The organism is Methylobacterium sp. 174MFSha1.1 (genome assembly GCF_900116815.1).
Taxonomy (GTDB): Bacteria; Pseudomonadota; Alphaproteobacteria; order Rhizobiales; family Beijerinckiaceae; genus Methylobacterium.
In genome coordinates, this window is the sequence record NZ_FPCB01000012.1 from 12,385 (window position 1) to 32,103 (window position 19,719).

The window sequence follows — 19,719 nt, forward strand, 5'->3', positions numbered from 1 at the left end:
CCCGATCCTCATTCCCTCGAGCCAGAGCGTGACGCGTATGTCCGATTCCAAACAGCCCGCCTTCGACACCGTGATCCGCGGCGGCACCGTCGCGACCGCGACCGACGTCTTCTCCGCCGATCTCGGCCTGCGCGACGGGAAGATCGCGGCGATCGGCCTCGATCTCGCCCCCGGCCGGCGCGAGATCGACGCGACGGGGAAACTGGTGCTGCCGGGCGGGGTCGACAGCCACGCCCATATCGAGCAGCTCTCGGCCTCCGGCCTGATGAACGCCGATACCTGGGAGAGCGCCACCCGTTCGGCGGCGCTCGGCGGCACGACCAGCGTCATCGCCTTCGCGGCCCAGCATGTCGGCATGGATCTGGCGGGTGTGGTCGAGGATTACACGGCTCTCGCCCGGGCCGGCGCGGTGATCGACTACGCCTTCCACCTCATCATCGCCGACGCGACCGAGAAGGCCCTGAACCAGGACATCCCGGCGCTGGCCCGTGCCGGGCACACCTCGCTCAAGGCGTTCATGACCTATGACCGCCTGCGCCTCGCCGACGAGGCGTTGCTCGACTTGATGGCGGCGGCGAAGCAGGTCGGCGCGCTCGTCTGCGTCCATGCCGAGAATCACGGGCTGATCGCCTTCGCGAGCCGCCAGTTGCTGAAGGAGGGCAAGACGGCGCCGAAGTATCACGCCGCGAGCCATCCGCGCCTGTCGGAATCGGAGGCCTTCGAGCGGGTGGTGCGGTTCTCGCAGTATCTCGACCAGCCGGTGATGATCTTCCACGTCTCGACCGAGGAGGGCGCCGCGATCCTGCGCCGGGCCCGCGGCGAGGGCGCCAAGGTCTATGCCGAGACCTGCCCGCAATACCTCTTCCTCACCGAATCCGACCTCGACCGGCCGGGCCTGGAGGGGGCGAAGTGGATGTGCTCGCCGCCGCTCCGCGAGACCCGCGACCAGGACGCCCTGTGGCGCGCCCTCGATCTCGGCGACCTTCAGACCGTGTCGTCGGACCACGCCCCCTACCGCTACGACGAGACCGGCAAGCTCAAGGCGGGTGCGAACGCGACCTTCAAGGAGATCGCCAACGGCATGCCGGGCCTGCAGATGCGCCTGCCGCTGCTCTTCGACGCGATGGTGTCGGGCGGGCGCCTGGGCCTGAAGAAATTCGTCGAGATCACCGCGACGGCGCCGGCGCGGATCTACGGCCTCGCGAACAAGGGCTCGGTGGCGGTGGGGATGGACGCCGACCTCTGCGTCTGGGACCCGTCCAGGCGCGTGACGCTCTCGGACGCGATGGTCGAGGACCGCACCGGCTTCACGCCCTATGCCGGGCGCGAGGTGACCGGCTGGCCCGAGACGGTCCTGTGCCGCGGTCACGTGATCGTCGAGGGCGGCGCGGTCACGACAAAGGCCGGCAGCGGCGCGCCGATCCGGCGGGGGTAGAGCCGGCGGGAACATCGTGAGGGCCTCCCGGTTGCGCCCGAGGGCGATACTGCCCCCGAGCACGGAGGCCCGCATGACCGACCTGTCCAACGCCGTGGTGGTGCTCACCGGTGCCTCGAGCGGCATCGGCCGTGCCGCCGCCCTGGCCTTCGCCCGGCGCGGCGCCCAGCTGGTGCTGGCGGCGCGGCGCCACGATGCCCTGGACGAGGTGGCGGCGGCCTGCCGGCGGCTGGGCGCGGAGGCGATCGCCGTACCGACGGACGTGACCGACCCGGAGGCCGTGCAGGCGCTGGCCGACGAGGCTGAGCAGGCCTTCGGCGGCATCGACGTCTGGATCAACAATGCCGGCACCGGCGTGTTCGGCCCCTACCAGGACGCGCCCCTCGACCTCCACCGCCTGACCGTCGCGGTGAACCTGTTGGGGGGCATGCACGGCGCCTACGCCGCCCTGCCGGTGTTCCTGCGCCAGGGCCGCGGCACGCTGATCACCAACATCTCCCTCGGCGGCTGGGCGCCGGCACCGTTCGCGGCGGCCTATACGGCGAGCAAGTTCGGCCTGCGCGGCTTCACGGCGGCCTTGCGCCAGGAGCTGCGCCGGCACCGGCACATCCATGTCTGCTCCGTCTTCCCGGCGATGATCGACACGCCCGGGCTCGACCACGGCGCCAACGTGTCGGGCAAGCGCATCGATACCGGCCCGCTCGTCTACGCGCCGGAAGACGTGGCCGAGACCTTCGTGCACGTGGCGCGCCACCCCCACGACGAGGTCGCGGTCGGCTGGCCGGCCCGGGCGGCGCAAGCGGCCTACGCCCTCGCGCCGGGCCCGACCGAGCACCTGATGGGCCTCGCGATCCACCACGCCCTCGACCGGGCGCGGCCGGCGCCGGTGACCCACGGCGCGCTGCGGGCGCCCCTCGACGACCGCCGGTCCACGAGCGGCGGCTGGCGGGCACGCCACGGCGTGCCCTCCGCCCGGCACCTCAGCCTGGGCCTTGCCCTCGGCGCCGGTGCGCTGCTCCTCGCCGCGACCGCGGCCGCGAAGTCACGGTGAGCGCGAGATCTCTCGGCGATGCGACGAATCGGCGGGTTTCCGGGCGGCTTTCCGCACGAATCGCCCTAGCTTGATCCTCGATCGAGGAGACAGCGCACTGTCAACGGCCGAGTCGACGACTGCCCCGGTGTCCACCGTCCCGACGGCGCGCCGCAGCCGGTTCTGGAGCGCGATCCAGGCCACCGAGCGCCTGCGCGCGCAGGTCTGGCTCGGCGACCTCGTGGCGCTCTGCGCCACCGCGGCGGCCCTCGGCCTGCGGCTCGCCGTCGACGACGTGCTGCCGCCGGGCTTTCCCTACCTGACCTTCTTCCCGGCGGTCATCCTCACCACGTTCTTCTGCGGCCTGCGCGCCGGCATCACCTGCGCGACCCTGAGCGGGCTGTCCGCCTGGTACTTCTTCCTGCCGCCGAGCACGGGCTTCATCGTCTCGGCGCAGTCCGCGCTGGCGCTCGCCTTCTACGTCTTCATCGTCGCCGTCGACATCGCGCTGATCCACATCATGCACACGGCGAGCATGCGGCTGCGCCACGAGCGCGAAGTGACGGCCGGGCTCTACGAGCAGCAGCGCACCATGTTCCAGGAGCTGCAGCACCGGGTGGCGAACAACATGCAGTTCGTCGCAGCCCTCCTGACCCTGCAGAAGCGCCGGGTCGGCAACGACCCGCAGGCGGCGCTCGCCGCCCTCGACGAGGCGCGGGTGCGGCTCGAGACGATCTCGCGCATCCACCGCCGGCTCTACGATCCGGGCCGGATCAGCCTGCCGGTCGGCCAGTACCTGCAGGAGCTGTGCGCCGACCTCCTCGACGCGACCGGCGCCCGCAACATCGTCTGCCTCGTCGACGTCGCTCCGGTGCGCTTCGACCTGACGCGGCTGACCACCCTGTCGCTCCTGGTGGTCGAGGTGGTGACGAACGCCCTCAAACACGCCTTCCCGGACGGCGCCCGCGGGACGATCACCATCCGCCTGGAGGCGACCGCGCCGGACCGGATGGCGCTGACCATCGCCGATGACGGACGGGGCATCCCGGCCGGGTTCGACCCCGAGGCGAGCCGGAGCCTGGGCTTACGCATCGCGCAGGGGCTGGCGGCGCAGCTCGACGGCACGCTCACCTATGCGGGCGGGCCCGGCACGGTGGTGCGGCTCGATTTCGCCGCCGCGTCGCCGGGCGCCTGAGCTGATTTCGCAAAAGTGGTTGCCGGTCTTGCGACGAAAATCTGCGGCAAGACAAAAGTCCAAGCGGGCTTGCGTCGGCCCGCCGGCGCAAGCCCGCTCAGGCGAGCCGCAGCAGCAGCGCCAGCGCTGAGACGATCAGGACCGCGAAGGTCGCCAGGATGCCGCCGCCGCGGCAGGCATATTGCCGGGGGGAGTTCGCCGGCGCCGTCATGCCGAACGGGTGCAGGACCCGGCCGACCAGCAGCACCAGGAGCAGGCCGTGCACCAGGATCCGGCTCGCCCCGTGCGCCTCGAGCAGGCCGACGAGGAGCAGGACGAGCGGCACGTACTCGGCGAAGTTCGCCTGGGACCGGGCGCGGTGCAGCAGCACGGCGTCGCCGCCGTCGCCGTGCAGCACGTTGGCGGAGAGGCGGCGGGCCATCACCCAGCCGGAGAGGCCGGCGAACAGGAGCGCCAGCACCGCCCCGTAGGCGGCGGTCAGGGACGGGAACGCCATCGCGAAACTCCTTCAGGCGCGAGTCGGCTCTTGGCGAGTCGGCTCTTGGATCGGGCAGCCGTTGTGCCGGGCCCGGAAGCCGGCCGAGCTCCGGTACACGGCGCGGCGCACCCGCATCACCGAGCCGAGGGGCCGGTGCGCCGCGATCCCGTGCCAGGGGCTGAAGGCGAGGCCGTCGTCGAGGCGCCGCACCTTGTCTTCGCTCCAGCTCTCTTGCGGTGCGACCGTGATCCGGGCGACCGGAACGTAGGGGCTCCTCTCCTCCGGCCAGGGGATCGAGGCGTCCTCGACCGGCATCGCGTCGCGGTCGGTGAGGAGCTGGGCGCGCAGCTCCCACACGCCTTCGTGGGCGGCGAAGAAGTCCGAGACCGCCTCGCGCAGACCGTTCGGCTTGCCGTTCACGCTCAGCGCCGCGCCGGTCAACGCGGTCAGGGCCGGCGAGACCGGGGCCACGGCGACCTTCGCGACGTAGTCGCCCCAGCGGAGGGCCGCCTGACTGTAGAAGGTCTCGCCGAGGATATGTGTCTCCGGATGGCCGCCGAGGCTGACGATCGTCGCGCTCTTGCTCCCCACCGCCTCGAGCGCGCTCTCGACGCCCCGGAGCGCGGCGGACAAGACTTTCTTGAACACCTGCGGCGTGTCGGTGGTGGCGGCGAGCAGCTTGAGACTCCTGAGGAAGGTTTTCGCGTCCGGCGCCGTGAAGGCCGGGGCGTTCGCCATCACGAAATCCTGGGTGTCGCCCTCTGCGCCCGGCAGCCGCTCGCCGGGCACGCCGATCACCTTCACCGCCAGCCCGCGCGGGGTCGAGACGCTGTCGTCCAGGATGTCGCCCGGATTGGTCGAGAGCCGCAGCACCGCGTCGTAGGTGCCCGGCGCTGCGAACAGGCCCTGCGCCAGCGGCACGGGCAGGTCCGGCAGCACCGTGAGCCGGCCGGTCAGGAGACCGTGGCTCTTGGCGTGGACGCCGCGCACCGCGTGGCCGTAATCCTTCAGCGTCGTCGCCTGGATTGTCTCGAAGACCCGGACCATCTCCGCCTGCACCTCCTCTTCGTCGGGCGGGACGCTCTCCAGGGAGGGATCGAAGCGGATCGGCGCCTGCATCGCGGATGGACCTTGCTCGTCTTGATCGACGCTGACGGGCGTCGTTGCGTCAGCGGCAACGGCGCCGCTCCGCCCGTGTTCCGTCGCGTTTCGGCGGGCGGCGGCGGATCCGGGACGAGATGTAGGGGCTGGCGGAGCGGTGAGCCGGAGAACCGGATCATCGGTCGAGGCGGAGACACCACGGGATATGCGAGAAATCTTCTCTCAAATCGCGATTTCGAAGCAAGGATCTTCTCTCAACGGTCATCACTTTGGCAGGCGCGTTCATTGACCCGTCGGCGTGCTCCCGCTTGAATGCGGCTCTCGAAGACCGGCGCGGCACGCGTCCCTTCCGAGCCACCACGCGGGCGCCGCTCGCCCCTCCATCGAGGAGCCTTGTCCATGCCCGCCGCCGTCAAGACCCGCACCCTGATCGACCGCAGCCGCTACCTGGCCTGGAACGCGCTCACGGTCCTCGTCTTCGTGATCCTGACGGCGTACGTGGCGCGGGCTGACGCGCTGGTCCTCGCCGGATAGGCGATCCCGACCGCGACCGCGGATGCAGCGTCGTCCGGGGGTTCGTGTCTTCTGCCGGCCATCCTCATCCATGTTCGGCACCGTCACGGCAGGTCGACCGCGGGCCTGACGCGCGAAGTCGGCACGCGACCGGAGAGCTGCGCCACGACGGGCGACGGGTTGGATTCCTCTCCGCTCGTCTCCTGCCGCATCCGCCACAACGCCATCACCATCGGCCAGACCGAGAACCGCCCGGCCCGCGCCTTCCCGGCGAGATCGCGCAGATAGGCCCCCGGCGCGGCGATGGCCGTCCCGCGCTGGAGCAGGCCCGCGACCACCACGGCGGCCTGCTCCTCGCCCATCGCCTCGACCGCCGTGGTCCAGGCCGGCAGCCCGATCCCGAGGCTCGTCCGTGCCACGGCGGCCGCTCCGAGGAAGTCGCGCCAGGTGCCGATCCCGTGGCGGGCGTAAAAGCCGATGTCTGGGCAGGCTTCGAGCACCAGCCGCAGCGGCACCGTCCGGCTGGCGGGTACCACGCTCTCCGCCCCGGCCTCGACGATCGCGATCCCGTCTCCCCGCAAACCCGGTTCAAGATTCTGAAGAGACTCAGGTTTTGAACTCTGATGGTGGCAGCCGGCCTGGGACTCACTGGCGCCCGTTTTCGGGAATTCGAGCGATTCCGCCAGGCACTTATCCACCGCTTCCCGCAGAACCCGAAGCTCCTCGGCGATCCTGCCGAGCACCGCGTTGCCGGCCGAGCGCGGCGGCATCGCGCCGGCGCCCTGCAGCTGCGCCTCGATCCCGTCCCAGGCGCCGCCCAGGCCGGTCTCGCGGGCGAAGGCGACGATCTTGCCGATGTCGCGGCGCAGGAGCGAGATCTCCTCGCGCAGGAGCGCCCGCGCCCTGGCGGCCTCCCGCACCTCGGCGGCCAGCGCCTCGAACTCGGCGGCCCGCGCCACCAGGGGCGAGAGGTCGAAGCCGAAGGCCTGCTCGATCCGGCCGCCCTCGCCGCGCCGGGCGTAGCGCTTGCCGTTCGGGCTGTCGCGCCGGATCACCAGGCCGGCCTCGACGAGCTGGCTCAGCGCCCGCCGCAACGTCGTCGGCGACGGGCCGTGGGCGCGCACCGACAATTCGCGGTTCGACGGGAAGACCACGAGGTCGGGACCCGGCGTGAGCGCCGTCTCGGGATGGAAGCTGAGCAGCGCCGAGAGCACGGCGAGCGCCCGGTCCCCGAGACCGAGGCGCTGCTTGGCCTCGGTCAGGTGGCGGAAGGTGCGCCATTTGTGGCTCGCGGCCTCCTCCGGGCAGGCCTTCGCCGCCGCTTGCGCCGCCATCATGGCGAGCGACAGCGGCCGCCGCCCGAAGGGCGTCGTCGGTCGGATCTGGGACATCGCTCTTGCCTGTCGTCAGGCAACAGAAAAGGGTTCGCCGAATCGGCGCCACGCTTGACAGAATGTGCCGGATTTGATTCTCTCAGGCTGCCAGGCACTAAGAGAAGGGCTTCCGGGGCGTCGCTTCGGGGGCCTTTTTCTTTTGCCGGATCGATCCTTTCTTCAGTTCAGGTGAGTGGAACCGCCGCGAGGCGGGGTGAATCGGCGCTGCGTAACGCAGCGTTCATCCGGGGCGGGATCCCGGGATGAGGGGAAGCGGCAGGGTCACGCGGCCCTGCCCCAGGCCTGCGCGATCTCGCCGGCGATCTCGGCATTCACCGCATCGAGGGCCTCGATCGCCCGGTCGTAGGCCTGCCGCGACAGGCCCTCGCGGCCCGCCTCGTAGAGCGTGCGGCCGGCCGCTCCCGCCTCGGCGATCGCCGGGCAGAACGGCACCGTGTGGGTCATCACCTGCTCGCCGAACAGAGCCCGCAGGAGTCCGACGACCTGGGTCTGCGGGCCGTCGGACGGCGCGTGGCAGGTGACGAGGTAGCGCAGGAAGTCGTGCCGCGGCGCGCCGCCGGCGTCGCGCCGCACCGCCCCGAGAAGGTCGGCGGTTATCCGCAGCGCACCGGACAGGCCGGCGAGGTCGAGCCTCTGCGGCTGCACCGTCACCAGGATGCCGGTGGCGGCCGAGAGCGCCCCGAGCGTCAGAACGCCGAGCTGAGCCGAGCAATCGACCACCACGACGTCGTAAGCGTCGGCGACGCTCGCCAGCGCCCCGGCGACGCGGCCCACGATGCCCTCGGGGTCCGCGCCGTGCTCGCAGGCCATCAATGCGAGGTGGCCGGGCACGAGGTCGATGCCCGGGAAGTGGGTCGGGCGCAGGATCTCAGCCAGCGGCCGCTCGGCCCCGTCGCGCCGCACCGCGCCGTAGAGCGTCCGGCTCACGCCGTCATCGGGCTCCGGCCGGCAGCCGAACAGGCCGGACAACGCCGCCTGCGGGTCGAGATCGACCGCGAGCACGCGAAAGCCCAGCAAGGCCAGGTACTGCGCCAGATGCGCCGCCGCCGTGGTCTTGCCCGAGCGGCCCTTGACGTTGGTGACGGCGATCACTTGCAGGTGCTCGCCCGCCCGGCGGTGGCGCAGGTAGCCCGGCCGCGTCCGCGCCAGGCGCCGGCGCAGGTCGTTGATCTGGCCGAGCGTGAAGAGCCGCCGGCCCGCCGGCCCCTTCTCGGGCTCCAGCGCCTCGTCGGAGAGGATCAGCTGGCGCAGATAGGCGTCGGTGATGCCGATCAGCCGCGCCGCCTCCCCGGTCGGGAAGCGGCGCAGCGCGCGCGGCGGCGAAGGCGGGCTGTACCGCCCGCCCGCTCCGGCGAGCTGGCGCGTCAACGCCTCGGCATGGGCCGCGATCACGGCGTCGAACGGCGCGGGGGAGGCTGGCGTCCGCCCGGTGATTCGACTGTCGGCCGCCTTCGACATCTACGCTTTCGAGCCTCATCCGAGCTTGCAGGCGTAGTTTGGCGGAATCGGCCGACGGAGAGTCAAGCGTTAAGCCCGGGGGGCTCCGATTCAGGAGTCGACAACATTTTCTCCACAGGAGTCAGGCGCTTCGAGTCGATCGCGGTGGTACCGAAGCCCCGAATCGTGCGTTGGCGGGGAATCAGTTTTCGGCCCGCAGGCGCTCCAGGAGCGCGGCATCGGCGTAGCCGTCCGGCACCACTCCGGCCGCCGCCTGCCAGGCCCGGATCGCCGCGCGGCTGCGCGGACCGATTCGTCCGTCGACCCCGCCGACCGCGTGCCCCTTCGCCTCGAGCGCCGTCTGGATCTCCCGCCTTTCGTCGGCGCCGAGCGGCCGGTCGCCCCGGGGCCAGGGCTGCACGAAGGCGGGCTCGCCCCGCAGCCGGTCGGAGAGATGCGCCACCGCCAGCGCGTAGGAGAACGCGGCGTTGTAGCCGAGGAGCGCCTGGAAATTCGGCCGCAGCAGGAAGGCCGGCCCGCGCGCGCCGGCCGGCAGCACCAGGCGCGCCGTGTCGGAATCCGCCCCGATCTCCCGGCCGGCGGGCTTGAGGCCGAGGGCGCGCCACTCGGCAACCGTCCGCATCGTCGTCTCGTCGGCGAGGCGATAGTCGAAGCCCGGCGGCAGCACCACCTCGCCGCCCCAGCCCTCGCCCGGGCGCCAGCCCAGGGTGCGCAGGTACTGCGCCGTCGAGGCGAGCGCGTCCGGCGCCGACGTCCAGATATCGGCCCGCCCGTCGCCGTCGAAGTCGAGGGCGTGGCGCAGGACGGTCGTCGGCATGAACTGGGTGTGGCCCATCGCGCCGGCCCAGGAGCCGGTCAGTCGGTCCGGCGTGGTGCGGCGAAGATCGAGGAGGCGCAGGGCCGCGACCAGTTCCTCGGTCCAGGTCGCGACCCGCGGACCGCCGGCACAGGCCAGGGTCGCGAGGGAACGCAGGACCGGCCGCACCTTGCGGGGATCGTTCAGGACGGAGCCGTAGCCCGATTCGATGCCCCAGATCGCCACCAGCACGTGCCGGTCGACCCCGTAGGCCGTCTCGATCGCCGGCAGGCTCGCCTCCGCCGCGAGCTTCGCCTTGCCGTCGGCCACCGCCTCCTCGCTCACCGCGGAATCGAGATAGGCCCAGACCGGCTTCTCGAACTCGGCCTGCTTGCCCGTCGCCGCCAGCACGTCCGGATCGGCGGTGAGGCTGGAGAGCTGCGCCTCGGCGAGGGCCGGATTCACCCCTTGCTCTTTTGCCCGCGCGACGAGGCCGGTCAGGCAGGCGGCCATCCCGGCATCGTCCGCCGGCAGCGTCTGCGCCAGGGCGGCCGGCGCCGCGAGCAGCCACAGGAGTGCGATCGGCACCCGCATCGAGGATCCTCCGTGATGGCGATCCGGGCAGGTTGCGAGCCGATCCGCCCGGGTCAATCCCGCAGTTCAGCGCTCCGGCAGGGCGAAGACCGTGAGCTGCCCGCCCGCGGCGGTGTAGTGCGACAGGGCGGCATAGCCGCCGACGGCGCCCGATCCCTCGGCCGGGTCGGTGAGGCCCGCCGCGAGCCCGATCCCGGCCCAGCCGCCGATGCCGGACAGGACCGCCACGTATTGCCGCCCCTCGTGCAGGTAGGTGGTGACGTTGCCGACGATCCCCGACGGCGTCTTGAAGCGGTAGAGCTCCCGGCCGGTCTCGGCGTCGACCGCCTTCAGGTATCCTTCGAGGGTGCCGTAGAACACCACCCCGCCGGCGGTGGCGAGCGCCCCGGACCAGACCGAGAACGGCTCGGGGATCGACCACTTGATGCGGCCCGACAGGTTGTCCCAGGCGATGAAGGCGCCGGTGCGCTCAGCGCCCGGCGGCGGATGCAGCGTCAGCGTCGCCCCGACATAGGGCTGGCCCGGCGTGTAGGTGACGTGGAACGGCTCGACATCCATGCACATGTGGTTCGTCGGCACGTAGAACAGGCCGGTGCGCGGCGAGTAGGCGGCGGGCTGCTGGTTCTTGGCGCCGAGCGCGCCGGGGCAGATGCCCGTCACGGTCTCGTCCTCGCCTGTGGTGCCCGGGGCGAAGCGCTCGTCCACCACCGGGCGGCCATAGGTCGGGGAGGCGCGGTCGAGGTCAATCCGCTTCGCCCAGTTCACGCTCGGATCGAATTTTTCCGCCACCAGCACCGCGCCGGTCTCCCGGTCGAGGGTGTAGCCGAAGCCGTTGCGGTCGAAATGGGTCAGGAGGCGCTGCCGGCGCCCGCCGATCTCCTGCTCGGTCAGGATCATCTCGTTGACGCCGTCATAGTCCCACTGGTCGTGGGGCGTCATCTGGTAGACCCAACGGGCCACGCCGGTCCCGGCGTCGCGGGCGACGATCGCCATCGCCCAGCGGTTGTCGCCCGGGCGCTGCGCCGGGTTCCAGGTCGAGGGATTGCCGGTGCCGTAATAGATCAGGTTCAGGTCCGGATCGTAGGAGAACCAGCCCCAGGCGCAGCCGCCGCCGGTCTTCCACTGCTCGCCCTCCCAGCTCGTCAGCGAGGAGTTCTCGCCGACCGGCCGTCCGAGCTCCGTGGTTTTTTCGGAATCGACCAGCATCTCGTCGTCCGGCCCGGTGGCGTAGGCGCGCCACAGGCGCCGCCCCGTCGCCTGGTCGTAGGCGGTGAGGTGGCAGCGCGCCCCGTACTCGCCGCCCGACAGGCCGACGATCACTTTGTCCCCGACCGGCATCACCGCCGCGGTGTTGGTCTCGCCCCTGGCCGGGTCGCCGTTCCGCAGCGACCACAGCACCCGTCCGGTCTCGACGTCGAGCGCCACGACGGTGGTGTCGGCGAGCTGCAGGAAGATCCGGCCGTCCTGGTAGGCGGGGCCGCGATGGACCGTGTCGCAGCACATCACTGCGGCCACCCCGGCCTCCTGCCGCGGCGCGTAGCGCCACAGGATCCGGCCGTCCTGGTCGAGATCGAGGGCGGTGACGGTGTTCGGGAACGGCGTGTGCACGATCATGACGTGGCCGACGACGAGCGGCGCGCCCTCGTGCCCGCGCAACGCCCCGGTGGAGTAGGTCCAGGCGGCCCTCAGCTGCCCGACATTCGCGGTCGTGATCTGGTCGAGCGCCGAGAAGCGCGTGTTGGCGTAGTCGAGGGTCGGCAAGACCGGCTCCCGGCCGGAGGTGTTCTCCCCGGCGAGGGCCGGGCCGAGACCGAGCATCAGGAGCGCCAGCACCGCGAATCTCATGCGTGTCCCCTCCCCGGCCGCGCCGGGCCGTTGCTGTCATCCGTCATAGTGATGGACCGCCATCCCGGACAAGCGGGTCGTCAATCACAAGCTCCCCCTTTCCCGGACGACTGAAGCGTCAGCGGAAGGAGATCCGGGATCCAGGTGAGACGTGCCGCGAAGCGGCTCTGCCTGTTGCGTCGTTGCAGACAAGCAGGCGCTTCGCGATTTTTCATGATGGATCCCGGATCTTCTTTCGCTTCGCTGCTCTCGTCCGGGAAAGGCTGGGAGAGATTTGAAGTGGATGTCCCGCTGAGACAGACAACTCTCACTCGACGAGCACCGGTTCCTCCCGCTTACCGGCCGGCGCGGCGTCACCCCCGGCCCCCGCCCCGAACACCCGCCGGCAATACGCCACGAGATGGTCGGCCCGGCCGGCCTCGCCCCGGAAGGCGATGTGCCCGTCCGGGCGCACCAGCACCAGGGCCGGCCGGCCCTCCAGGCCGTAGGCGCCGTGCGCCTTGCCGTCGAGGTCGGACAGGACCGGGACGTCCACGCCCGCGACCAGCGGGCCGGCCAGGACGAGCCGCGGCCGCACCCACGGCCAGGGCACGACGGCCGCGACGGCGGCGCGCAGGGCATCCCGGGCGGAGCCCGTGCGCCCGTCGAAGCCGAGCAGGGCCCAGCCCGTCGTGCGCCCGTCCGGATTGGCGAGGAACCGGAACAGGGTCGTGGTCTCCCCGCCCGCCGTCACCTCCGCGTCCGGCGCCCGCTCGCCCGGCCTCGGTCCCGATCGCAGCAGGCTCGTCAGCCCTGACAGGCGGTCCTCGTTCAGGCGGCTCTTCGGATACGCGACCTTCATCTGCTGCATGTCGTCCGTCCCCTGCAGCAGCGAGCCGAGATTCGGCAGCGCCCTGGCGGCGAGCCCGAGCACCGTGTCGGTGACCGGCCCGCGATAGACGGTCCAGCGGAAGCCGCGCGCCTGCTGGGCGCTCAGCCGGGCGTGCTCCCCGCCGCGCTCGCCGTCGTAAGAGTCGAGGATGACCGGCGTCGCCTCGCCCCGCAGCGTCATGGCGAGCCGCCACGCGATCTCGACCGCGTCGTGCAGGCCGGCATTCATCCCCTGGCCGCCGATCGGCAGCGACAGGTGCCCGGCATCGCCCGCCAGGAACACCCGGCCGCGGGCATAGCCGGGCGAGACGCCGTACTCGAACCGGCTGTGGGTGAGCCATTGCGGATCCGACAGCGCGAGGGTGTCGTCGCCGGTCACCTCGCGGGCGAGCGCCTGGATCTCGTCGAGCGTCGGGTCGCGGTCCGGCACGCCGGTGTCGTCGGCGAGGAAGAACAGCCGGTGGTAGCCGCCCCAGACCGGCATGATGCCGGCAAAGCCCCGCTCGTAGTAGAAGAACCAGAGCTGGTCCGGCGCCATCGAGCGCCGCCAGGACAGCCGGGCATCGACCTGCCGGTTCATGCACTGCGCGAACCGCTCCGGCGTGAAATCGAGGCCGACGAGCGGGTGGATCGTGCTGCGGGCGCCGTCCGCAGCGACGAGGTAGCGGGCGCGCCTACGCTCCTCCGGCCCCTCCCCGCCCCGCCGGACCGTCACGGTGACGCCCGCCGCGTCCTCGACGAGGCCGGTCACCGCGCAGCCCCGGTCGAGCCGGCCGCCGCGGGCCTCGAAGGCCGAGGTCAGGGTTCGCTCGATCACGTCCTGACCGCTGTAGAGGACCTCCGGGTACGGGCTGGCGACGTCGGCGATCGGGATCGGGGTCGTGGGCGTGCCGTCGACGAAGAAGTTGATGGTGTTGACCGGGTAGGCGTTCTCGGCGATCGCGTCGCGCAGGCCGATGCCGGCGAGCAGCTCCTGCGGCCGCGCCCACAGGTTGTTGGCTCTTGAATAGGCCTTGGTCTCCGTGCGCTGCTCGAGGAGCAGGCACGACACGCCGTGGTGGCGCAGGGCGCAGGCCGTCGTCAGGCCGATCGGGCCGGCCCCGACCACGATGACGTCGGCGTCGATGTCCGGGGATGCGTCGGTGCGGGTCATTCCTGGGTTTCCCGTCGTGTGGCTGTCGCGAGGGCGGTGATGCGGTCGGAGGAGGCGCCGATCCGCTGCTGGAGGGCACGCAGGAGCGTGCCGGCGGCCTCGATGGCCTCCGGCGGCAGCCCCTCGGTCAGCCCGTCCGCCCACAGGTCCTTGCGCGCCATCGCCTGCGCGTAGGCGGCCTCGCCGCGCGGGGTCATCGCCACCAGCGGGGCGCGGCGGTGGTGGGGATTGGGTTCGAGCCGCACGAGCCCGTCGGCGCGCATGTCGTCGACGACGCGCTGCACCGACTGGCGAGCGAGGCCCATGTTGCGGGCGATGTGCGCGACCGGCAGCGGCGCCGGCGCGAGGGCGACGGCGCCCAGCACCTGCCAGCGGGCGCTGGTCAGCCCGAGGTCGTGGACGAGGGCGTCGCCCGCCTCGATCAGGTCGCCGTTGAGGCGGAACACCGCGACGACGAGACCGGAGAAGGCGTGCCGGGCGCGGTCCGGGTCGGATGTAGGGCCGGCAGGTTCCATGAGGGACTGCCTCTTCGGAGGATCGTGTCATTTTGACAGCGAGCTGTCATCGTAGCGAGAACGGCCTTCCGGGCGTCCGGTTCCCGGCCTGAGCCTCCGCGGATCGGCGGGCGCGGCCGCACCGCGCGATTCTGGGGTCCTGCGGCGATCGTGGCAGGGACGGCGAGGCCCTCCGGCCGTTGTCGGCTCGGTCGTGAGAGGCCAGATACGTCGCGGCCGGCCTCGCACGCCGCCCGGACGGCGTGCGCGGCAACGGGCGGGGACGGGACCGGGGACGAGCATGACCGCAGGCGAGGCGACGACCGGCGAGGCCGCGACGGCCGAGGAGTGGACGCTCGCGCAGTTCAGCGACACGATCCATCGCGGCGGCGTCGGCCTCTGGGCCTGGTCGCCGGAGCGGCGCCTCGCCCGCCTCGACGGGCTCTGCCGCGCGTTCTGGGGCACGACCGAGGCGGTCGTGCCGATCGACGCGCTGTTCGCGCGGGTGAACGCCGAGGATCGCGACGGCATGATGCATGACTGGATGGCGAGCGCGGTCGACCCGTTGCCCTACAGCTTCGACTTCCGCATCGGCGAGGGCGCAGAGGCGCGCTGGATCTCGGCGCGCGGCATCGGCGGCAATGCCGGGCGCGTCGGCGAATGGCTCCACGCCATCTTCCTGGACGTCACCGAGCGCCGGCGCGCGGAAGAAGCCGAGCGGCTGCTGACCGCCGAGCTTGCGCACCGGGTCTCCAACATGTTCACCGTGGCGAGGGCGCTCACCGCCATCGTCGCCCGGGACGCGACCTCGGCGCCGACCTTCGCCGAGGACCTGTCGCGGCGGTTCGGCGTCCTGCACGAGGCCACCGTGCTCGCCACCCGCTCGCACCGGCTCGACCAGGGCGACGTGCGGCTCGGCGACCTCGCCGAGCGGATCCTGGCGCCCTACCGCGACGGCGCCGACATCGCGCTCGCCATCGCCGACGACGCGGTCGCCGCCCCCGACAAGGTCAACGACTACGCCATGATCTTCCACGAACTGGCGACCAATTCGGCCAAGTACGGCGCCCTGTCCGGCGGGGGCTCGCTGCGCCTGCGCGGCGACGTGGCGGACGGGCATCTGCGGCTGACCTGGGACGAGAGCCCGGCCCGCGCGGCTGCGCCGAAGGCGGACGGCACCGGCTTCGGCTCGCGCCTGCTGCGGCAGACCATCGAGCGCAGCCTGGGCGGGCGCTTCGCGCGGACCATCGACGCGGACGGCCTGCACTTCGCGATGACGGTGCCGGTTGGTTAGGTTCGGCATGCGCGCTCGCACACCAGCGGGCGCACGCGTCGAGGGCGGGGTCTGTGGGACCCGGCATCACGACTGCCCTTAAGGGTGGGCCGAGCGCCGTCCCGAGGCGGGGGCTCTGGAGGGGGCGCTCTATCCTCGGCTGCGGCTTTCGCTTTGCTGACAACGCCTTAAGGCGTCGTTCTGGCGGAAGGGGTGTCTGTCGTACCCCTGTGCGCTGACGTCCATTGAAGGGTGCGGCAGCCTTCAAAATCAACATGTTGCGCTGCTAAGGATCTTACACTGTCCGCGATTGTCCGCCAATTTCCGGTGTCTGTGTTGGGGCCCATGTTGGGGCCGAACCGGGGAATGCCGTGGCCCGCACCACCAACCGCCTGTCCGCTCGGACAGTTTCGACCCTGAAGAAGCCCGGCCGCCACGCGGATGGTGGAGGCCTCTATCTGTCCATCTCGCCCGACGGCTCGCGTCGGCGTTGGGTATACCTGTTCCGCTGGCGAGAGCCCGGTCAGACGGGTGTGGGCAAGCTGCGCGAGATGGGTCTGGGTAGCGCCAGCACCGTAAGCCTCGCCCGTGCCCGCGAACTGGTCGCGGCCGCCCGTACACACGTCGCGAACGGTGTGAACCCGCTGGCTCTGCGAGACGTGCAGCCCGAGAAACGGGTGCCCACATTCAGCGAGATGGCAAAGGAGGTTGTCAGTACCCTTGAGACCGGCTGGAAGAACCCGAAACACCGGGATCAATGGCGCATGACCCTAACGCGCTACTGCGATCCAATTGGGAGCGTGCCGGTCGATCAGGTCACGACCGAGCAGGTGCTGACCATCCTAAACCCCCTGTGGACTAAGGTGCCGGAGACAGCTTCGCGCCTGCGCGGCCGGATCGAGAAGGTGCTGGATGCCGCTCGGGCCAAGGGGCACAGGACAGCCGAGAACCCCGCTCGTTGGCGCGGCCATCTCGATCATCTGCTGCCCCGCCGCCAGAAGCTGACCCGCGGGCACCATAAGGCGCTCCCATATCAGGAGGTTCCTGCCTTCATCGCTCGCCTGCGTCTAAGCGGGTCGATCAGTGCGCTGTGCTTGGAGTTCGCGATCCTGACCGCCGCTCGTAGCGGTGAGGCTATGGGTGCGGACTGGAACGAGATCGATCTTGACCAGGGAACTTGGACATTGCCGAAGGAGCGGATGAAGGCCGGACGCGAGCATCGGGTACCGCTGCCGCGCCGTGCCCGCGAGATCCTGGTGGAGCTCCATGAGGTGCGCCGAGCCGAGTTTGTCTTTCCTGGCAACAAGCCTGGGCGACCGCTGTCGACTATGGCGCTGGAGATGTTACTGCGTCGGATGGAGGTGGATGCAACGGTGCACGGGTTTCGATCGTCTTTCCGGGACTGGGTAGCGGAGCAGACGAGCGCGCCGCGTGAGGTGGCCGAGGCTGCACTAGCCCACACCAACAAGGATAAGATTGAGGCGGCCTACTTTCGGACAGATTTGTTCCAGAAGAGGCGTGATCTGATGCAGGCCTGGGCGGATTTCTGTGCCCGGTAATGCCATGCCGGCTGTCAACGTGTCCGATTGGAATTGGAGATGCATGACCAGGGTGAGCGGCTTGAAAAACTTTTCGCGGAAGGCTTCAAAGAACCATACTGGACGCTTGAGCAGGTTATAGCTTGGATTGCGTACAGGAAGCCGCGTATCGCAGGTGCAGTCTCTGACAGCAGTCTTGAGGATATAGACTGCGAGCGTTCGGAAATTGACTTAAGATTTTGGCACAAAATGATAGCGCCAGTGATCGTAAAAATCGAAGGCATCCCGAGAACTGTCGTCTGGGATGCCCTGCATTCGGCAATAACAGAATTGAGATTTCAATTGAAAGCCGGAAAAATCGTTGCAACTTGGAAGTGGCAGGAAAGGGAACGAGCTGCGATACCGAAGTTGCATTGGATTGATCACGGCATTAAGTGCAATAAATTCGACTATCTAGATGTCAAAGGAGGAAATCCGAAAGGAGGAAGTTTGATTAGGCTGGATAGGGGAGAGGTGCTGAAGCTGTGGCCGGCGGAAACGCCTAAAATCTCAGCCGAGAATCGAGCGACTGAGCTTCTGAAGGGGCTGATGGAGCAATCCCTCGAGAATCCTGCCATGACTAGGGATGATGCCATCCAATGGGCCAGAAATCAGGTTCCATCGCTTGGAGTACAAGCAGGACTCCGAGCTTGGCGCGCTGCCGTGAAACAGGCCGGAGCGAAAGCGTGGAGCAAGGCAGGCCCTAGATCGCGGGCTAATCGAAACGGTACGCCAACTTAATCGGAACGGCTGGTTCGAGCCGGAAATTTGAAGCACCTCTCGTGCATCGACCGAGGCGATCCCGGCACATGCACGAGAGGTAAACATGAACGAGGTTTTGAGCTACAGCATCGCGGATGCGGTGAAAGCGAGCGGCGTCGGCCGCAGCTTCCTGTATGAGCAGATCAAGGCCGGCAAGCTGAAGGCACGCAAGCTCGGCCGTCGGACGCTGATACTGGCGGCGGACCTGCAGAGCTGGTTGGCCGCTCTACCCAAAATCTAGGCGGGAGCAAAATCATGCTCGATTTCGCCCAGGCCTCCCCGACCGAAACAGCCGAGGTAATCGAGACCACGGTAGACGCAGAGGCTGGTACCGTCCAGGTGCGCCCGAAACTCGGTCGCCTCAACGCCACCGCGTTGCTGGCCAAGAGGCTGCCGACGATCGAGCACATCGTGCCCGGGTACATCCAGCCCGGCCTTTCGATCGTCGCCGGCAAGCCGAAGACCGGCAAGTCATGGCTCTCGCTGGGCTTGGCCGTCGCAGTTGCCACCGGCGGGCCGGCGCTCGGCAACGTGCCGGTGAAGCAGGGCAGCGTCCTCTACCTCGCCTTAGAGGACAACGAGCGCCGCCTGCAGCAGCGTCTGCGCCAGATCCTGCAGGAACAAGAGGTCGCCTTGGACGGCCTCTACTTCGAGACGGAGTGCCCGCGCTTGGACGCGGGCGGGGCCGAAGCGATCCGTGAATGGGTCGATGCGACAGAAGATGCGCGGATGGTCATCGTCGATGTGTTCACGAAGATCCGGCCGGAGCGCAGCAGCAGCGAGACCGGCTACGAGTCGGACTACCGGGCTCTGATGCCGCTGAAGCAGCTCGCAGACGAAACCAGCATCGCAGTCGTCGTGGTCCACCACACCCGCAAGATGGCCGCGGAGGACCCGTTTGAGACCGTCTCCGGCACGAACGGGATCACGGGTGCCGCCGACACGATTCTGATCCTAGATCGGGGCGGCCAGGGTACGACGCTCTATGCCCGCGGACGCGACATCGAGGAAATCGAGACTGCCCTGCTGTTCGACAAACAATCCGGCGCCTGGTCTGCACAGGGACCTGCAGCAGAAGTGAGACGCAGCGACGAGCGGCAAGCAATTTTGGCTGCCTTAGCCGAAGGGGCCAGCCCGATGTCACCGACAGAGCTGAGCATCAAGCTTGACGTGCCCAACGCGAACGTCCGGCAACTGCTCCAAAGAATGCTGTCATCGGGTGAGGTCAGCAAGCGCGGACGCGGCCTGTATGTTCTCAACGAAGAGGGCGATGGGGAGGTGGTCATCGAAGAATAAGAGCTGAAGTCATCGCAATCCTGAGACAACTGGGCGGTCGAAGCGGCTGTGATCTTGTGACCGTTGTGACCGCCCCTCTCTCACCATCAATCGAGAAAAACGCACCATGACTCGTTTCGTGTCCATCGCGACCGCCATAGCAGAAGCCGCAGCCTTCCATGGCCGCCAACCCACAGCCGAACAGTACGCCAGAATCGAGAACGCCTTGCGAGAACAAATAGTCATCGACTTCGAGGCCGGCCTCGCTGGGGTCTGCTACGGTGAGGGCTTCGTCGTAGACCCCGCCGCCTTCGTCGCAAACGAGCTGACGCGCCCGTGGATCGAGACCAGATCGACGCCGTGGGCTGCTTCTCGCTCCGCACCCGGCTTCTAGACACTCACGACCTTAACCTCGACGCAGCTCGGCAACCCGCTGCTGAATGCGCCGGGTCGGCCAGTATTGAGTTGGTCGGCTC

Annotated in this window: 18 protein-coding genes; 10 read left to right on the plus strand and 8 right to left on the minus strand. The window is 69.7% G+C overall.

Annotated elements, in window-relative coordinates:
• The first annotated feature begins 37 nt into the window (after window positions 1–37).
• From hydA to BM430_RS11010, 3 genes are all read left to right on the plus strand, one after another.
• Window positions 38–1,435, plus strand: coding sequence for a dihydropyrimidinase (hydA, locus tag BM430_RS11000; protein WP_093567305.1), 1,398 nt, complete (start codon window positions 38–40; stop codon window positions 1,433–1,435).
• A gap of 73 nt (window positions 1,436–1,508) precedes the next feature.
• A complete protein-coding gene (locus tag BM430_RS11005) occupies window positions 1,509–2,486 on the plus strand; it encodes an SDR family oxidoreductase (RefSeq protein WP_093567306.1) in 978 nt (325 codons plus the stop codon).
• 127 nt (window positions 2,487–2,613) lie between these two features.
• Complete coding sequence (locus tag BM430_RS11010; RefSeq protein WP_093567307.1) at window positions 2,614–3,660, plus strand: sensor histidine kinase; 1,047 nt, start codon at window positions 2,614–2,616, stop codon at window positions 3,658–3,660.
• A 97-nt stretch (window positions 3,661–3,757) separates the two neighbouring features.
• Here the strand turns inward: BM430_RS11010 and BM430_RS11015 are convergent, their stop codons facing one another.
• Both BM430_RS11015 and BM430_RS11020 read right to left on the minus strand, forming a co-directional pair.
• Window positions 3,758–4,156 carry an MAPEG family protein gene (locus tag BM430_RS11015; RefSeq protein ID WP_093567308.1) on the minus strand — a complete coding sequence of 133 codons (399 nt, stop codon included), beginning with the start codon at window positions 4,154–4,156 and terminating at the stop codon, window positions 3,758–3,760.
• A 12-nt stretch (window positions 4,157–4,168) separates the two neighbouring features.
• Window positions 4,169–5,257, minus strand: coding sequence for a catalase family protein (locus BM430_RS11020; RefSeq protein WP_093567309.1), 1,089 nt, complete (start codon window positions 5,255–5,257; stop codon window positions 4,169–4,171).
• Window positions 5,258–5,638: 381 nt separating this feature from the next.
• Between BM430_RS11020 and BM430_RS35545 the strand changes: the two genes are divergently transcribed.
• Window positions 5,639–5,773, plus strand: coding sequence for a hypothetical protein (locus BM430_RS35545; RefSeq protein ID WP_280142272.1), 135 nt, complete (start codon window positions 5,639–5,641; stop codon window positions 5,771–5,773).
• Window positions 5,774–5,856: 83 nt separating this feature from the next.
• Here the strand turns inward: BM430_RS35545 and repC are convergent, their stop codons facing one another.
• The 6 genes from repC to BM430_RS11050 all read right to left on the minus strand — a co-directional run bounded on the left by repC (window position 5,857) and on the right by BM430_RS11050 (window position 14,377).
• Complete coding sequence (gene repC, locus BM430_RS11025) at window positions 5,857–7,143, minus strand: plasmid replication protein RepC (RefSeq protein WP_093567310.1); 1,287 nt, start codon at window positions 7,141–7,143, stop codon at window positions 5,857–5,859.
• Window positions 7,144–7,407: 264 nt separating this feature from the next.
• On the minus strand, window positions 7,408–8,604 hold the full coding sequence (repA, locus tag BM430_RS11030) for a plasmid partitioning protein RepA (RefSeq protein WP_093567311.1): 1,197 nt from the start codon (window positions 8,602–8,604) through the stop codon (window positions 7,408–7,410).
• A gap of 181 nt (window positions 8,605–8,785) precedes the next feature.
• Window positions 8,786–9,994 (minus strand): lytic murein transglycosylase, encoded by a 1,209-nt coding sequence (locus BM430_RS11035; RefSeq protein WP_093567312.1) that lies wholly within the window; start codon window positions 9,992–9,994, stop codon window positions 8,786–8,788.
• Between the two features lie 66 nt (window positions 9,995–10,060).
• Window positions 10,061–11,839, minus strand: coding sequence for a methanol/ethanol family PQQ-dependent dehydrogenase (locus tag BM430_RS11040; RefSeq protein WP_093567313.1), 1,779 nt, complete (start codon window positions 11,837–11,839; stop codon window positions 10,061–10,063).
• Window positions 11,840–12,146: 307 nt separating this feature from the next.
• Entirely contained in the window at window positions 12,147–13,862 is a 1,716-nt protein-coding gene (locus BM430_RS11045; protein WP_093567314.1) for an FAD-dependent monooxygenase, read from the minus strand.
• The gene (locus tag BM430_RS11050; protein ID WP_093567315.1) at window positions 13,859–14,377 is read right to left on the minus strand and encodes a MarR family winged helix-turn-helix transcriptional regulator; all 519 of its coding nucleotides are present in this window, start codon (window positions 14,375–14,377) and stop codon (window positions 13,859–13,861) included. The genes BM430_RS11045 and BM430_RS11050 overlap by 4 nt, the downstream gene beginning before the upstream one ends.
• A 280-nt stretch (window positions 14,378–14,657) precedes the next feature.
• On the opposite strand from BM430_RS11050, the gene BM430_RS11055 reads away from it, so the two are divergent.
• From BM430_RS11055 to BM430_RS11075, 6 genes are all read left to right on the plus strand, one after another.
• On the plus strand, window positions 14,658–15,650 hold the full coding sequence (locus BM430_RS11055) for an HWE histidine kinase domain-containing protein (protein WP_093567316.1): 993 nt from the start codon (window positions 14,658–14,660) through the stop codon (window positions 15,648–15,650).
• Window positions 15,651–16,000: 350 nt separating this feature from the next.
• Window positions 16,001–17,188 (plus strand): tyrosine-type recombinase/integrase, encoded by a 1,188-nt coding sequence (locus tag BM430_RS11060; RefSeq protein WP_093567317.1) that lies wholly within the window; start codon window positions 16,001–16,003, stop codon window positions 17,186–17,188.
• Between the two features lie 39 nt (window positions 17,189–17,227).
• Complete coding sequence (locus tag BM430_RS33910; RefSeq protein ID WP_143132005.1) at window positions 17,228–17,947, plus strand: hypothetical protein; 720 nt, start codon at window positions 17,228–17,230, stop codon at window positions 17,945–17,947.
• 85 nt (window positions 17,948–18,032) lie between these two features.
• A complete protein-coding gene (locus tag BM430_RS11065) occupies window positions 18,033–18,209 on the plus strand; it encodes a helix-turn-helix domain-containing protein (protein ID WP_093567318.1) in 177 nt (58 codons plus the stop codon).
• A 14-nt stretch (window positions 18,210–18,223) separates the two neighbouring features.
• Window positions 18,224–19,264: an AAA family ATPase gene (locus BM430_RS11070; protein ID WP_093567319.1), complete on the plus strand. Its 1,041-nt coding sequence runs from the start codon at window positions 18,224–18,226 to the stop codon at window positions 19,262–19,264.
• 106 nt (window positions 19,265–19,370) lie between these two features.
• Window positions 19,371–19,637, plus strand: coding sequence for a hypothetical protein (locus BM430_RS11075; protein WP_093567320.1), 267 nt, complete (start codon window positions 19,371–19,373; stop codon window positions 19,635–19,637).
• The last annotated feature ends 82 nt before the right edge of the window (window positions 19,638–19,719 follow it).

Excerpts from the sequence above, each read along its gene's own strand:
- hydA (WP_093567305.1), top strand. The coding sequence starts at position 38 with ATGTCCGATTCCAAACAGCCCGCCTTCGACACCGTGATCCGCGGCGGC.
- BM430_RS11005 (WP_093567306.1), top strand. The coding sequence starts at position 1,509 with ATGACCGACCTGTCCAACGCCGTGGTGGTGCTCACCGGTGCCTCGAGC.
- BM430_RS11015 (WP_093567308.1), bottom strand. The coding sequence starts at position 4,156 with ATGGCGTTCCCGTCCCTGACCGCCGCCTACGGGGCGGTGCTGGCGCTC.
- BM430_RS11020 (WP_093567309.1), bottom strand. The coding sequence starts at position 5,257 with ATGCAGGCGCCGATCCGCTTCGATCCCTCCCTGGAGAGCGTCCCGCCC.
- BM430_RS35545 (WP_280142272.1), top strand. The coding sequence starts at position 5,639 with ATGCCCGCCGCCGTCAAGACCCGCACCCTGATCGACCGCAGCCGCTAC.
- repC (WP_093567310.1), bottom strand. The coding sequence starts at position 7,143 with ATGTCCCAGATCCGACCGACGACGCCCTTCGGGCGGCGGCCGCTGTCG.
- repA (WP_093567311.1), bottom strand. The coding sequence starts at position 8,604 with ATGTCGAAGGCGGCCGACAGTCGAATCACCGGGCGGACGCCAGCCTCC.
- BM430_RS11035 (WP_093567312.1), bottom strand. The coding sequence starts at position 9,994 with ATGCGGGTGCCGATCGCACTCCTGTGGCTGCTCGCGGCGCCGGCCGCC.
- BM430_RS11040 (WP_093567313.1), bottom strand. The coding sequence starts at position 11,839 with ATGAGATTCGCGGTGCTGGCGCTCCTGATGCTCGGTCTCGGCCCGGCC.
- BM430_RS11045 (WP_093567314.1), bottom strand. The coding sequence starts at position 13,862 with ATGACCCGCACCGACGCATCCCCGGACATCGACGCCGACGTCATCGTG.
- BM430_RS11050 (WP_093567315.1), bottom strand. The coding sequence starts at position 14,377 with ATGGAACCTGCCGGCCCTACATCCGACCCGGACCGCGCCCGGCACGCC.
- BM430_RS11055 (WP_093567316.1), top strand. The coding sequence starts at position 14,658 with ATGACCGCAGGCGAGGCGACGACCGGCGAGGCCGCGACGGCCGAGGAG.
- BM430_RS33910 (WP_143132005.1), top strand. The coding sequence starts at position 17,228 with ATGCATGACCAGGGTGAGCGGCTTGAAAAACTTTTCGCGGAAGGCTTC.
- BM430_RS11065 (WP_093567318.1), top strand. The coding sequence starts at position 18,033 with ATGAACGAGGTTTTGAGCTACAGCATCGCGGATGCGGTGAAAGCGAGC.
- BM430_RS11070 (WP_093567319.1), top strand. The coding sequence starts at position 18,224 with ATGCTCGATTTCGCCCAGGCCTCCCCGACCGAAACAGCCGAGGTAATC.
- BM430_RS11075 (WP_093567320.1), top strand. The coding sequence starts at position 19,371 with ATGACTCGTTTCGTGTCCATCGCGACCGCCATAGCAGAAGCCGCAGCC.